This window comes from Gemmatimonadaceae bacterium, assembly GCA_035633115.1.
Taxonomy (GTDB): domain Bacteria; phylum Gemmatimonadota; class Gemmatimonadetes; order Gemmatimonadales; family Gemmatimonadaceae; genus UBA4720.
The window spans coordinates 492,496-506,945 of sequence record DASQFN010000047.1; the positions used below are offsets into that span (position 1 = coordinate 492,496).

A 14,450-nucleotide genomic window follows, 5' to 3' on the forward strand; every position below is an offset into this window, starting at 1 on the left:
ATTCGATGACGCGTGACTGCGTCCTCAGCTACCCTCGGTTGAGTTCGGGAGCAAGCCGGGTCAGCAGCTTCTCGATCGCTTCCTCCCCACTTTCCACGTTCAAAGCCTGTGAAACATACCATAATGGGGGTGTGGTGACAGGCCACAAAACACCCAGTTTGACCGCATCCTTGAGGGTGCAGACAAACATCGTGTCGTCACGGCGCTCACCGCTAAGAAGTTCGGTTATCTCGGCAGCCGTGTAGCGATGATGGTCAGGAAAGCTGTGCGGCTCGACGCGGGCGCCGGCTTCCGTCACCTGTCGGAAAAACACCTCGGAATCTGCTATACCGGCAATTGCAACGACTGGCCGCCCCGCGATCTCCGCAAGAGGGAGGGTCTCACCAGCCGCGGTACCGACAACCCTGCGAAGCTCACCGAGTGCGAAGCTGACAACTGCCTGCGGCAGCTGCGGAGCGGCGTCGCGAATTGTGGCGGCGAGCCCGTTTATGGTCGGGTCGTCTGCGGTCTTTCGCGTGATCACGGCGATCGACGCGCGCTGGAGAGCACGAAGCGGCTCACGCCACGGACCTGCCGGCAACAACCGCGGCGACCCGCGCCATTGCTCGGCCGCGATCAACACGATGTCGGCAATGCGTCCCGCCGCGCGATGCTGAAACGCGTCGTCGAGCACGGCAACCGTCGCTCCGATTGCGGCCGCGCGCCTGATGCCTTCGGCGCGCTGGGGCTCGATCACAACGGGAATTTCCGGATTCAGGCGGGCATGCACGAGCGCTTCGTCGCCCCCGTAGCCGCGCAGCACGACAGCAGGCTGCGAGCCCCTCCTTGCGAGCTCGGCAGCGAGCCATGCCGCAAATGGAGTCTTTCCGGTACCGCCAACCGATAGATTCCCGACGCTGACGACAGGAATCGGCGACGTGCGCACGCGAAGCAGCGAGTGATCGTACATCCAGCCTCTCGCAGCGGTAACCGCTCTGTACGCAGCTTCGAATGGCGTGAGCGCGATGCGAGCGGTGCGCGAAACCGCGTCGTCACCGCGCCATATCCGGTCAATCAGGTGCAAGCGAGACGCTCCGTCTCCGTCATCATCGCCTGGAAGAGCGGAGCTTCGAGAGCGGCATCCCGCGAGCTCGGAGCAATGACCGGAGTTGGTCGACCGTAAGCCACGCTCACCGTCGCGAATGGCTTCGGGATCAGGAAGCTGTCCCAGCTCGAGAGGTGCCAGGCGCGGCTGGCGTGGGCGGCAACTGGGACTATCAGTGCGCCTGAGCGCTGAGCGGCGATGAGAGCTCCGGGCGCGTAGCTGCGAGCCGGCCCCTTCGGACCGTCGGGTGTGACCGCAGCGTCGACACCGGATTTCAGCTGCGTGGCCAGCGCGAGCAGGGCTCTCTCGCCTCCACGCGTCGTCGAGCCCCGTATCAACCGATAGCCAAGCGACGTGGCGACTCGCGCTATGATCTCGCCGTCACGGTGCTCACTGACAAGGATCGCGATTCCTTCGTTCCTGTGAAGCCAGATCAAGGGAAGAAGCTGCCCGTGCCAGAGGGAAAAAATCACGGGCGTCCCGCCGGCGCGCGCGGATTTCACCGCTTCATCTCCTGCGATCTTGTAGCGCCACGTGGCGGCAAGCATGCGCAACGCTGCGCCACCCGCGAATTCCGCAAGACGGGCCGAAAACGGAAACTCTCCGGTACCGCCGCTCTCCCTGCTCATGGCACCAGCTCGCTGGCGATTGCCGCGACACGGCCAGCGGCGCCGGGAGTACCGAGCCGCCCGCGAACCTCGGCGAGTCCTTCCAGCACACGTTGACGCTCCGTGCCGCCGTGCTCGAGCAGTGGCAGGAGAGCGCCGGCAACAACATCCGGCCGAAGGTCGTCCTGAACGAACTCGCGGGCGACTTCCCTGCCGGCTACGACGTTCACAAGTCCGATGTGGGGGATCTTCACCATCGCGCGCGCAAGCAGGTACGAGATGATTCCGGCGCGATACGCGACCACCAGTGGACATTCGGATATTGCCGCCTCGAGAGTCGTAGTTCCGCTTTTGCAGAGCGCGGCGTCTGCTGCGCGCAGTACCGTAAACGATGCTGATTCGATCCGCTGATACGGGCAGCCCGCGACGTCGATCGTGACCGTCGGCGCAGCGCTCACCACGACTTGAATGCCCGGAACCTGCGCCTCGACCATTCGCGCTGCATCGACGAAGTCATCCAGGTGACGGTCGATTTCCTGTTGCCTGCTCCCGGGAAAGAGTGCGAGCACCGGACGGTCGGGATTCAATCCCAGGGCGGCCCGCGCCGCCGGCTTCGAAGGAAGATCCCCCGCGCGGTCGAGCAGAGGATGTCCGACGAAGGTCGCGTTGATTCCGTATCCACGGAGCAGCTGCTCCTCGAATGGCAGAATCACTGCGGCTCGAGTGACGATCTTCGCCAGCTCCGGAAGACGTCCCGCGCCCCATGCCCAGACCTGCGGGGTGACATAGTAGAGAACCGGAACGCCCGCGTCGGTTGCCGCGCGGGCGACTTTCATGTTGAACCCCGGATAATCCACGAGGATGACGAGGCTGACGCCGCCGCGTGCGATGCGCGATCTCAGATCGTTCAGGAGGTTGAGGTGACGCGGAAGATGACGAATCACTTCGACGAATCCCATCACCGACATCTCGTCGTAGTTCGCGATGAGCTCGACGCCCGCGTCGCGCATGCGCGGACCGCCGATGCCGGTGAGCTTCAGCACCGGCCGGATGCGACGGAGCTCTTCGACTACACCCGCGGCATGAAGGTCCCCTGACGCCTCGCCAGCGACAAAGAGGACGTCAGGCACGTGTCGCGGCCAGCTCTCCGGCGAATGCGGGAGCCGTGCGCTCGATTTCCACGACGATCTTGAGCGCCACAGCGAGCGCTCGTCGGCCTTCTTCTCCGGTTACGATAACCGGCCCCTCGCCGCGGATCGCAGCTACAAAGCTCTCGAATTCGAGGCGCAGCGGCTCCCCTTCCGGCGCCGTCAGCTTGATGCGGTCGACGAAGTCAGTGATGTCGACGGGTCCGGCGGGCGGATTGCTCGTGTCCATCCGCTGTTTGAGGCGAAAGAACTCGCCCGTCCCCGCGGCGAGGTCCAGTGAGATGTACCCGCTGTGCTGAAAGATTCGAATCTTGCGTACGCGCTCGCGTGAGATGCGGCTGGAGGTGATGTTAGCAACCGCGCCGGATGTGAACGTCACCCGTGCGTTCGCTATATCCAGCATCGGTGTCAGAACCGGGACGCCAACTGCGGTTATCGATTCGGTAGTGTCGTCGACCAGGGTGAGAATCAGGTCGATGTCGTGAATCATCAGGTCGAGCACGACCGCTACGTCTGACCCGCGCGGGTTGAACGACGCAAGGCGCTCACTCTCGATGAATCGCGGCCCCGATACGTAAGGAAGCGCAGCACGCACCGCGCGATTGAATCGCTCGACGTGCCCCGTCTGTATGATCGCGCCAGTGCGCTTCGCGATCGACAAAAGCTCGTCTGCTTCGTCCAGCGTAGTGGTGATTGGCTTCTCGATGAAGGCATGCTTTCCAAGCTCCAGCGCCTGCTTCGCCACACGGAAATGCGCTGGCGTCGGCACGACGATCGTGACGGCGTCAACATCCTCCAGCAGGGCGCCGACGTCGTGGTATGCCTTGACTCCGAGCTCGGTCGCGACTTGCGATGCACGCTCCGGACGTTCGTCCACGAAGCCCGCCAGGCGAACTCCTTCGACGTCGCGGAGGATCCGCACATGGTGGTAGCCAAGGCTGCCGGCGCCAACCACGCCCATTCGAAGCGGGCCCGTCAAATCACCACTCCACGCTCACTCGCTTCCACGAATTGAACGAGCTCGGCAACCTCGGGGAACTGCTCGAGCTCTGTCTCGGCTCGCTGCATCGCTTGCGAAAGATTGAGATCCGACCGGAAGAACAGTCGATAGGCGCGCTTGAGCTCGCGAACGACATCCTCCGGAAATCCGTTCCGCCGCAGACCGATACTGTTGAGACCGTAAAGCTTCACCGGGTTTCCCACCGCCTTGAGGAACGGTGGAATGTCCTTCGAAACCCGCGAGCAGCCTCCGATGAAGCTGAATCTCCCGATGCGAACGAACTGATGTACGGCGGAAAGTCCGGAGATCGTCGCCTTCTCGTCGACCACTACGTGGCCGGCCAGCTGCACGCCGTTGGCGAGGATCACTCCGTTGCCGATGTGACAATCGTGGGCGAGGTGCACGTAGGACATGAGGAGGCATGAGCTACCCACGGTGGTCTTGAACGACTGCGACGTGCCCCGGTTGATCGTCGTGTACTCCCGCACCACAGTGCGTTCGCCGATCTCTACGGTCGTCGGCTCGCCCGCGTACTTGAGGTCCTGCGGCGCGCCCCCGATGACACTCCCGATCCCGATTTTCACTCCGGCCGCGAGTCGCACGTCGCGCTCCAGCGTCGCACGCGGAGCAATCACACAGTCGTCGCCCACTTCACAGCCGTCGCCGATGATCGCGAACGGTCCGACTTCGACGCGCGAGCCGAGCACCGCCTTCGGCGAGACGATTGCGCGCGGATGAATGGCCGAGCCGCGCTTCATTTATCGCGAACCATCGCGGCCATATCGGCTTCAGCGACGATTTCGCCATCCACCTTCCCAACTCCCCGCATCTTGCAGACCGGGCCGCGAATCTGAATTACATCGAGCTCGAAGCGAATCTGATCGCCCGGCTTGACCGGCCGGCGAAACTTGACGTTGTCGAGCGACATGAAGTACACGACCTTGCTCTCGGCGTCCTTGACGGAGCCCATCAGCAGCATGCCGCCCACCTGCGCCATCGCCTCGATGATCAACACGCCCGGCATCACCGGGTGCCCCGGAAAGTGGCCCGCGAAGAACGGCTCGTTGATGGTGACGTTCTTCAGGCCGACGATGCGCTTGTTCTCCTCGATCTCCAGAATACGGTCGACGAGCAGAAAAGGGTAACGGTGTGGCAGCACCTTCATGATGTCTTCTATTTCGTACACGACCGCCCTCCCCTTGTCTCGTTTTTTCCCGGCCGCAGGCGGCGAAGCGCCGTTGCCCAATGAGCGCACTCCCATTCGAACGAGCTCTCTCACAAGCGTCACCGTACCACGGTGACTTGGCCTCAGTGCGACCACACGCGCATGAACGTGCGCACCGGCCAGCGCGAGGTCGCCCACGCAGTCCAGCATCTTGTGCCTGACGAACTCGTCGGTCCACCTGAGCGGTCCGCTCAACACCGTCGATTCGTCGAGCACCACGGCGTTCTCGAGTGACGCGCCCTTGATCAGGCCTTTTTCCCTCAGCGACTCGACCTCGTAGACGAAGCCGAAGGTGCGCGCCGATGCGAGCTCGTTTCGAAATGTGTCACGGTTGATGTCGAACCGTTTATTCTGCCGGCCGATCTTCGGGTGGTCGAACTCGATCGTGACATCCAGCTCGAGAGCCGACGACGGGTAGGCTTCGTAGACGGAATCTCCGTCGATGATCCTCACGGGTTCGGTGAGCGTCAAATAATCCGGCTGCCCCTCGACTGCCGCAAGGCCGGCCGACGCGAGCGCCTCGAAAAATGCCGACGCGCTTCCGTCGAGGATCGGTGGCTCGGGTCCGTCCATCGCAATCGTGAGATCGTCGATGCCGTGTGCGGCCACCGCGGCGAGTACGTGCTCGACCGTGTGAACCGGGTACGGCTCACGTCCCAGCTGGGTCCGTCGCTCGCTCGCCGAAACGTGATCGACGAGCGCCGGAATCGGCGCGCTGTTCGAAACGTCGGTGCGCTGGAAGAGAATCCCCTGCTGTGCTTTCGCGGGCGTAAATGTGAGTGTGCACCGCTCGCCAAGGTGCAACCCCGTTCCGTCGAGGGAAACGGAGCGCTTGATGGTAATCCGACTCAACGTGGAATCTTCTCGCCGAGAAGGTCCTCCACTCGCTTCAGCAGCTCCGGCAGCTTGAAGAGCGCTCCCGTGGCGCGAAGGGCCTCACGGTGCGGACGCGCCGGATACCCGGACCATTTTTCGCCGGCGGGCACATCGCCGAATACTCCGGCCTGGCCACCGATAGTCGCCCCCGCGCCGATAGTGAGGTGGCCGCCCACGCCCGCCTGTCCGGCGAGAACACAGCCGTCTTCTACGTGGGCGGAGCCGGCCAGACCTACCTGAGCCATGATCAGACAGAGCTTACCAACGCGGCAGTTGTGGCCAATCTGAACCAGGTTGTCGATCTTGGTTCCCGCGCCAATCACCGTGTCGTCGATGCTTCCGCGGTCCACGGTCGTGTTGGCTCCGATCTCCACATCGTCCCCGATGACGCATCTGCCTACGTGCGGAATCTTCGCGTGGTGGCCTTCCCTGAACACGTAGCCGAATCCGTCCGACCCGATTACCGATCCGGCGTGAATCCTCACTCTCGCTCCGATCTCGGTTCCGCTGTAGACGGTGACGTGTGGATAGATCCTCGATCGGTCGCCGACGCGAACGCCGTCCCCGATTACGGCATGGGCGCCGATCCAGACTCCATCCCCGACCTCCACGCCACGGCCGATGATCGAGTACTCGTCGAGCGATACGGCATTCCCGATCCTTGCACCATGCCCCACGCGCGCGCTCGCGTGGATTGCCGGCGTCCGGTCAGGCTCCGGATAGAACTTCGGCAGGAGCGCGAGTAAAGCTTCGTGCGGCCTAGCCACAACAATGATTGACGGCGCGCTACTCGGCGAATCGGCGAGCTCGGCAGTTGCGAGAACCACTCCCGCGCGCGTGTCGCGCAGCAGTGGCGAATACCTTCCAGCCGAGAGGAAAGTGACATCATCCGGGGTTGCCCGATCGAGCGGAGCGACGCCGCTGACCCTTGTCGCCGGGTCGCCGCGGAGCTCGCCGCCAACGATGCCCGCAATGTCACCAGCGGTGAGAGTGCAAGCACGCTCACCGCTGAGAGATGTGGAACCCGGATTGGATTGGATCACCGGTCCGGGGGGCGCGACACTCCCGTGGGCTTCGGGGTCATCGTGGCGGGCGAGGCAACAGGCTTCGGTGCTGCCTTGACGCGGGCAAGGACTTTCTGCGTGATGTCGAGATTCTTGTCCGCTGCGACGATGATGCTCGTCTGCGAGCCGACATCGAAGATCATCGCATAGTTGTCCTCGGTGCGTACCGCCTCGATGATCTTCTGAAGATTCTCCATTATCGGGCGCACGAGCTCGGCCTGACGGGTTTGCATCTGCTCGTCGAGCTTCCGCGCCCGCGTTTGATAATCGGTCTCCCTGGAGCGGATCGACTTCGCGCGAGTCTCGCGAGTGGCGCTGTCAAGCTTGGGCGCCTCCTTGTCAAAATTCGCTGCGAGCAGCTGAAGAGAGTCGCTCATTCGCTGAAGCTGGGCCTGGTACGCCTTCACTTCATTGTTGAACTGCGCCTCTGCCTCGGCGCGTCCGGGCGCCTGCGCCAGAATCGCCGCCGAGTTCACGTATCCGAATTTTGGCGCCGCCTGCGCGGCAGCAGCGCTACTCGCGACGGCCGTCAAGACGAGTGCGATCACGGTCGCACGAATTGAACCACCCATGTAAAACTCCAATGTTAGAAGATCTGACCGAGCTTAAAGTGCAACTTCCAGCCTGGGGCGCGGCGTCCAGCCGTGTCGAGGCGATCGAATCCATACCCTAAATCGAGACCGATCGGTCCAAGCGGGCTGATCACGGCCGCCCCAACGCCTGCGCCCCGGAAAAGCCGGGTCGGGTCGAACTCGCGCGGATGGCCCCAGACATTACCAGCCTCGAAGAATGTATTGAAATAGAGCATCTGGTTCACGCGAAGTCCCATCTCGGCAGTGCCCGTGAAGTAGGCATTTCCGAACGACGCACGGCCGGCGCGCTGGCCTTCGGCGGCGAACGCATCGTAACCCGACGGAGTGATGGAAAACTCGTCGTATCCGCGAAGCTGCTCGCCGTACTGTGTTCCTCCGAGCGTGAACGACTGGGAGTAGAAGAACGGACCCGGATTCCCGAAGAGCGCGCCGGCTTTGGCAGTCAGTCCGAGAACGATTGCCATTGGCTCACTGCCGAGCCCTCCGCCTCCGATCGTGCCGATTGGAACGTACGACCTGAGCTCGGTGGTGTACCGCTGGAATGCGGCGGTGCCTCCGAGTGGACCGCCATTGAATTGCGCCGTGAGCGTCTGTGAGCCGCCCTCAGCCGCGAAAGGCAAGCCGACGCGTGTATCGTGCGAGCCGGTGATGCCAAGCGTGGATCGGAAGCAGCTCGAGCACTCATCGGCAACTGTCCCCAGGAGCCCTTCGTCGCCGTACCGAACCGCCTCGCCACCGTAAGATAGAAGCACACGGCTGTAGAGCGACCACGGCACCGGAAATCCAACCTGCACCTGTCCACCGGTGCGGGTGGCGCGGCCCAGCTCGGCAAAGCGAAAGCGCGACTGCGTGTGGTACGCGGTGACGCTGCCCGAGAACCGGGTCTGGTTGATGTTGGGGTCCGTGTACGTCGCGTTGAAGTCGTTGATGTACTTCCCGAACTGATACTGAAGCTGGGCCCGCTTGCAGCGTCCAAGCAGGTTCGGCTGGTCGAGACCGATGAAGCCGCCTACTCCCGTACCCTGCCCCGTGGAAGCGCCAAAGTTGACGTTGCCGGTCCGCTTCTCCTTTACGTGAAAAATGATGTCCACGTCCCCCTGCTCGCCACTCGGACGAGTCTCGGGAGCGGGCATCGGTGTCTCGAAGAAATTCAGGTTGCCGATGTTCTGATAGCTCCGGAGCAGATATCCACGGTTGAACACCTGCCCGGGTGCGAGCACGATCTGCTCACGGATGCACGATTCGTAGGTGAAATCATTTCCTGCGATGTCTATCCGGTTGACGATGGCCGGTGCTGCCTCCTCGATCTCCCACCGCAGATTGACGGTTCGCACGCTGTCTCCGCCCGGCAGTCGCTCGACGACGGGACGAATACGCGCATAGATGTAGCCTTCGTCACTATAGGCATCGCGCAGCTTGCTTTCCGCGGCTTCCCATTTCGTCGCGTCGAAGGTGTTTGGCGGATTGCGATACGACCGCCGCACGAGTCCAATGGCGCGCTGACTGATGGTCGGCGACTGTACGCCAAACGGATAGTACTGCTGTACTTCTTCGGTGGAGAATCGCTTGTTGCCGATCACCTCGAAGCCGCCGATCCGGTATCGAGGCCCCTCGACGACCGTGAGGTCGATGACGGCTTTTCCAGCGTCGCGGTCGACGATCAGAGAATCGTTGACGATTCGAAAATCGATGTAACCCCGGCTTGCATAGAGGCCTGGAATTTTCTCGGCCAGGTCAGACGCGTACTTCGTGTCGTCGAATTCTCCCGCGCGGAACCACAGGAAACCCTCTGGCTTCGTCTCCATCACGTCTGCGATGTCGGAGGCCGAGACGTTCCGGTTCCCCCTGACGCGGAGACCGGAAATGGCCAGCCGACTCCCTTCCTCGACCCGGAAGGCAATGCTGATCTTGTCGCCCGTGAGAGTGCTGTCCGCTCGAATCCTGGCCAGGTAGTACCCTTTCGATTCGTAAAGCGAATCGGCCCGCTCGACCGCTTTGGCAACGAGCGCCGGATCGAGGGGACGACCGACCATGAGTGTCAGCCGCTCCTTCACGTCGTCCGGGTCTACTCGACTGGCCCCTACGACAGTGAATCCTGAGAGGAGAGGACGCTCTCGGACCTGAATCGTCAGCGTGGTTCGCGGTGCCGCCGGCGGAATCGTGCAAAGAACCTGAACGTCCTCGAACTGACCAGTGGCAAAAAGCGCCTTGATCGCGCGCTGAACGTCACGGTAATTCAGCGTTACGCGCGGCGTGAGCCCGGCCGTGGTGCGGACCGTAACTTCGGACACACGCGAGTTGCCCGAGACGGCTACAGTGTCGGGGGTGGTGCAAGCGCCAGGCGCCGCGTCCTGTGCGAGCGCGGTAGAGCCTGCTGCACACAAAAACAGCAGGGATAAAGCAAATTTTTTCATTGCTGAAATATACACGAATGGGGTTTAGAGGGTCCTGTCCGGGGCCGTCGAAAAATTAGACATATGAACGCGGGAACCCGTTGCCATGCCGAGAGTTTCGGCTTGGGAGTGAGATGCTTTCGAGGACAAACCTCGCCGCAGAGGCACAGAGCACACAGAGCACACAGAGCACACAGAGCACACAGAGAAAACCTTCTCTAAGGGGAACAACCCGCGCGGCTCGGAACTCGCCCGCCAAGATGTGTTAAACCCCAAAGAAAAGAAGAACGCCGCATCGATGTGCGATGCGGCGCCCGTTGTTCTCTGCGTGCTCTGTGCCTCTGTGGCGAGGTTTTTTCGTTGTTACGCCTTTGTCGTACTCGTCAGCACTCGGAAGTCCAGCTTGTCTCCCGAAGGCGCGACGTCCACTTCGATCTCGTCTCCCTTTGCAAACTCCCCGACGAGAATCTTCTCCGACAACGGGTCCTCGATGTACTTCTGGATCGACCGCTTCAGCGGCCGCGCCCCGAACTTTTCATCGAATCCATTCTTCACCAGGAACGCTGAGCCGGCTTCGGTGAGCTTGAGCGTTAGCTCCTCATCCCCAAGCCGCTTCTGCACTTCCTTCAGAACGATGCTGACGATCTGACCGATGTCCGACTCCGAGAGCGGATGGAAGACAATCACGTCGTCGAGCCGGTTCAGGAACTCCGGGTTGAAGACGTGGGTCATCTCTTCCTTGACCTTCTCAGCCATTCTCTCGAACGCATTGCGCCCGTCCGGCGCCGCGAAGCCCATCGTTCTGCTCTTCGTGATGTCCCGCGCGCCGACGTTCGAAGTCATGATCACGACCGTGTTCTTGAAGTCGATCACACGACCGTAGTTGTCGGTGAGATGCCCTTCATCGAGCACCTGCAGCAGGATGTTGAAAACGTCGGGATGCGCCTTCTCGATCTCGTCGAGGAGCACCACGCTGTACGGCTTACGCCGCACCGCTTTGGTGAGCGTGCCCGAGTCCTCGTATCCAACGTAGCCCGGAGGCGCACCAATCAGCCTCGAGACCGAGAATTTTTCCATGTACTCGCTCATGTCCACCCTGATCAGCGCCTGCGGATCAGCAAACAGGAATCGCGCGAGTGCACGGGCGAGCTCCGTCTTGCCGACTCCTGTCGGGCCGGAGAAGATGAACGACCCGATAGGACGATCGGGATCCTTCAATCCCGCGCGGCTTCGGCGAATGGACCGGGCAAGCGCGCGAATGGCCTCGTCCTGCGCCACGACCGACGCATGCAGCTCCTCCTCCATTCGCATGAGACGCGCGGTCTCGGCTTCCTGGAGGCGCATTACCGGGATTCCCGTCCATCGGCTCACGATAAACGACACTTCCTCTTCGCCGAGCACGGGCCGGTGCGACTGGCGGTGCTTCTCCCATTCCTCCTGCTTCCGCCGAATGTCTCCCTGCAGCTCGCGCTCACGGTCACGCAATGATGCAGCGCGCTCGAAATTCTGATCGCGCACGGCGGATTCCTTCTCGGTGTTCACGCCGTCGAGCTGGCCCTTGAGTGCAGTGACTTCCGGCGGTGGCGCCTGCGTTGCAAGCCTTGCACGAGCGCCTGCCTCGTCGATCACGTCGATTGCCTTGTCGGGCAGGAAGCGGTCGGTGATGTAACGCTCCGACATCTTGGCCGCGGCAGTGAGCGTCGTATCGGGGATCGTCACCTTGTGGTGATCCTCGTACTTGCTGCGAAGGCCTTTCAGAATCTCGACAGTCTCGTCGACTGTGGGCGGCTCGACGATCACGGTCTGGAACCGGCGCTCGAGCGCTCCGTCCTTCTCGATGTACTTCCGGTATTCGTTGAGCGTTGAAGCGCCGACGCATTGCAGCTCACCCCGCGCGAGCGCGGGCTTCAACATGTTGCTGGCATCGATCGCGCCTTCTGCCGCGCCCGCGCCGACGAGCGTGTGCAGCTCGTCGATGAACAGGATGATGTTCTTGTTCTGCGCGATCTCGTTCATTACGGCCTTGAGACGCTCCTCGAACTGACCGCGGTATTTGGTTCCTGCGATGACGGCAGCCATGTCGAGTGAAAGCACGCGATGCTCGCGCAGCGAATCGGGGCATTCGCCCGTCGCGATGAGCTGCGCCAGACCTTCGACGATTGCGGTCTTGCCCACTCCAGGCTCGCCGATGAGCACCGGATTGTTCTTCTTTCGGCGGGTGAGGATTTCCATCACCCGCTCGATCTCTTTCGAGCGGCCGATTGTCGGGTCGAGCTGGTTCTCGGCGGCAAGCTGCGTGAGGTCGCGGCAGAAATGATCGAGCGCCGGCGTCTTGGACTTTTTCTCGCCCTTGCCAGTCGCTGCGGGCGCTCCCGATGTTGTCGACGACGACCCGGTGGTGGCGCCGCCCTGTGGCATGTCGGTGCCAAGCAGCCGGAGGGTCTCGGCGCGAGCGGCGTCGAGGTTGATTCCCGCATCCGTCAGCACCTGGGCTGCGATTCCCTTCTCTTCGCGGAGGAGACCGAGAAGCAGGTGCTCGGTACCGACGTAGTTGTGCGTGAGGTCGCGTGCCTCGGCCATCGCGAGCTCGAGAACTTTCTTGGCGCGCGAGGTATAGGGAAGGTCGGGACCGGTTGCGGCCGTCGCCTTTCCCTTCTTGACCGTGTCCTCGATCTTCTGCTGAATCTCGTCGAGGTCCACGCTGAGGTTCTGCAGCACCGCCGCGGCGACGCCTTCGCCCTCACGGATCAGCCCGAGCAGTATGTGCTCGGTGCCGACGTATTCGTGCCGGAGCCGTTCCGCCTCTTCCCGCGCCATAGCGAGGACTTTGCGGACACGCTCGGTGAAGTTGTACCCGTTCATCGTGTAGACCCCATGTCATTCGCGAGTACGCCGCGCACGAAGCGCGCGCGCGCGATATTCGCTTCGCTCTCCGTCAGCTGTCTCCCCTCGGCATGCACCAAGTGAGCTGGCTGACTAAAAATCAGGAGCTTGTTGAGGGTATATACACTTAGATCGGTGATCAGTTTCAGCCCGACGGCAAGCCGCACGCTGCTGAGATAGCTCATCACTTCGTCAAACGACAGGCTGCGAGCGTAACGAAGCGTTCCGTACGCGCGCCACAACTTGTCTTCGATAATATATCCCGCGTCTCGAAGCAATACTTTTCTTGCTTCTTCTTCGCGCTCGATGACGTGAGTCACGACACGGACAAGGTAATCGAGAAGCTCTCCTTCCGATCTTCCCAGTGTGGTCTGATTCGAGATCTGGAAGAAATTTCCGACTACTTCGCTCCCCTCTCCGTATAGCCCGCGATAAGTCAGCCCGACCTGCTGCAGACCAGCGAGCACCTTCGCGATTTCCTTCGTAAGGACGAGACCCGGAAGGTGTATCAGCACCGAGGCTCGCAATCCCGTTCCGACATTCGTCGGGCAGGCGGTGAGGAATCCGAACTCCTCGTGATACGCATAGGGAACGCGCTCGCCGAGATCGGCCTCGAGCCCCTCGACTACCGAGAAAGCGTCTGCCACGTGAAACCCGGACTGGAGTGACTGCAGTCGCAGGTGATCTTCCTCGTTCACCATGATGCTCGTACCGCGAGTCAGGTGAACGGCCGCACCACTGCGCACAGGGCGCTGAACATCTAGCCCGGCGAGCTCGCGACTGACGAGATGTCGCTCGTGCAGCAGCAGCCGATCCTCGGGAGGCAGCTCATCCACGCGCACCAGGACGCCCTGCTCGAGAGTTCGCATGCCCGCCATTGCTTCGCGGACCTGCGCCAGCACGCGCAATCGCTCTCCGTCACGCGCTCTGCCGGAGAACGCGTAGCCCTCGAGATTGCGCGCGAGACGCACACGAGTCGAGATGACTATGTCGGCGCTCTCTCCTGACGCGTCGAGCCATCCCACTCCGCCATCCGGAAGAAGCGTCAGGTCGATCATCACTCGAGACCCCGCAGACGGTCACGCAAGTCTGCCGCAAGCTCGAATTGCTCCGACTGGATCGCGCGGTGAAGCCGGTCGCGAAGCTCGTTCACCGTCCCGGCGTCGGGAATCTCGGTGCTGGACGGCGGCTCGTAACGCCTGCCGATGTGGCGCGAGCTTCCGTGAACCCTTCTCAGCAGGTCGCGCATGCTCTTCTCGAACGCCTCGTAGCAGTGAGCACAGCCCAGGCGCCCAGTCGTACGAAAATCACGGAATGTCGACGAGCAGAACGTGCAGCGCGCGGCATCGCCCTGCGCCGCCTGCATCTGCTGATGCACGCTTTGAAGGAAATTGGTGACGTCAGGCTTCGCCGTCGCAAGCGTGGTCTCGACGCCGCGCTCGGCGGCGCACCGCTCGCAGAGGTGGAGCAGGCGAACGCCCGTCCCCTCTATTTCGGTGAGCTGAACTACCGCATCCGCTTCCTTGCACACATCGCAAACCACTGGTCTACCTTCCTTCGCCGCATTCTTCCGGCG

General features: G+C 62.2%; 12 protein-coding genes. All 12 read right to left on the minus strand.

What is annotated here, in order from left to right:
- Positions 1-28: 28 nt before the first annotated feature.
- The 12 genes from VES88_06880 to VES88_06935 all read right to left on the minus strand — a co-directional run bounded on the left by VES88_06880 (position 29) and on the right by VES88_06935 (position 14,417).
- Positions 29-1,063 (minus strand): tetraacyldisaccharide 4'-kinase, encoded by a 1,035-nt coding sequence (locus VES88_06880; GenBank protein HYN81209.1) that lies wholly within the window; start codon positions 1,061-1,063, stop codon positions 29-31.
- A complete protein-coding gene (locus tag VES88_06885) occupies positions 1,054-1,713 on the minus strand; it encodes a lysophospholipid acyltransferase family protein (GenBank protein HYN81210.1) in 660 nt (219 codons plus the stop codon). Before VES88_06885 ends, VES88_06880 begins: the two co-directional genes overlap by 10 nt.
- Entirely contained in the window at positions 1,710-2,822 is a 1,113-nt protein-coding gene (lpxB, locus tag VES88_06890; protein HYN81211.1) for a lipid-A-disaccharide synthase, read from the minus strand. The genes VES88_06885 and lpxB overlap by 4 nt, the downstream gene beginning before the upstream one ends.
- Positions 2,815-3,819 carry a Gfo/Idh/MocA family oxidoreductase gene (locus tag VES88_06895; protein HYN81212.1) on the minus strand — a complete coding sequence of 335 codons (1,005 nt, stop codon included), beginning with the start codon at positions 3,817-3,819 and terminating at the stop codon, positions 2,815-2,817. Before VES88_06895 ends, lpxB begins: the two co-directional genes overlap by 8 nt.
- Positions 3,816-4,598 (minus strand): acyl-ACP--UDP-N-acetylglucosamine O-acyltransferase, encoded by a 783-nt coding sequence (gene lpxA / locus VES88_06900; protein HYN81213.1) that lies wholly within the window; start codon positions 4,596-4,598, stop codon positions 3,816-3,818. The genes VES88_06895 and lpxA overlap by 4 nt, the downstream gene beginning before the upstream one ends.
- Positions 4,595-5,917 (minus strand): UDP-3-O-acyl-N-acetylglucosamine deacetylase, encoded by a 1,323-nt coding sequence (gene lpxC / locus VES88_06905; protein HYN81214.1) that lies wholly within the window; start codon positions 5,915-5,917, stop codon positions 4,595-4,597. Before lpxC ends, lpxA begins: the two co-directional genes overlap by 4 nt.
- On the minus strand, positions 5,914-6,984 hold the full coding sequence (gene lpxD, locus VES88_06910) for a UDP-3-O-(3-hydroxymyristoyl)glucosamine N-acyltransferase (GenBank protein ID HYN81215.1): 1,071 nt from the start codon (positions 6,982-6,984) through the stop codon (positions 5,914-5,916). Before lpxD ends, lpxC begins: the two co-directional genes overlap by 4 nt.
- Complete coding sequence (locus tag VES88_06915; protein ID HYN81216.1) at positions 6,981-7,577, minus strand: OmpH family outer membrane protein; 597 nt, start codon at positions 7,575-7,577, stop codon at positions 6,981-6,983. The genes lpxD and VES88_06915 overlap by 4 nt, the downstream gene beginning before the upstream one ends.
- 14 nt (positions 7,578-7,591) lie before the next feature.
- Positions 7,592-10,012, minus strand: coding sequence for an outer membrane protein assembly factor BamA (gene bamA, locus VES88_06920; GenBank protein ID HYN81217.1), 2,421 nt, complete (start codon positions 10,010-10,012; stop codon positions 7,592-7,594).
- 342 nt (positions 10,013-10,354) lie between these two features.
- A complete protein-coding gene (locus VES88_06925) occupies positions 10,355-12,853 on the minus strand; it encodes an ATP-dependent Clp protease ATP-binding subunit (protein ID HYN81218.1) in 2,499 nt (832 codons plus the stop codon).
- Positions 12,850-13,932: a protein arginine kinase gene (locus VES88_06930; protein ID HYN81219.1), complete on the minus strand. Its 1,083-nt coding sequence runs from the start codon at positions 13,930-13,932 to the stop codon at positions 12,850-12,852. Before VES88_06930 ends, VES88_06925 begins: the two co-directional genes overlap by 4 nt.
- Positions 13,932-14,417 (minus strand): UvrB/UvrC motif-containing protein, encoded by a 486-nt coding sequence (locus VES88_06935; GenBank protein HYN81220.1) that lies wholly within the window; start codon positions 14,415-14,417, stop codon positions 13,932-13,934. Before VES88_06935 ends, VES88_06930 begins: the two co-directional genes overlap by 1 nt.
- Positions 14,418-14,450 lie beyond the last annotated feature (33 nt).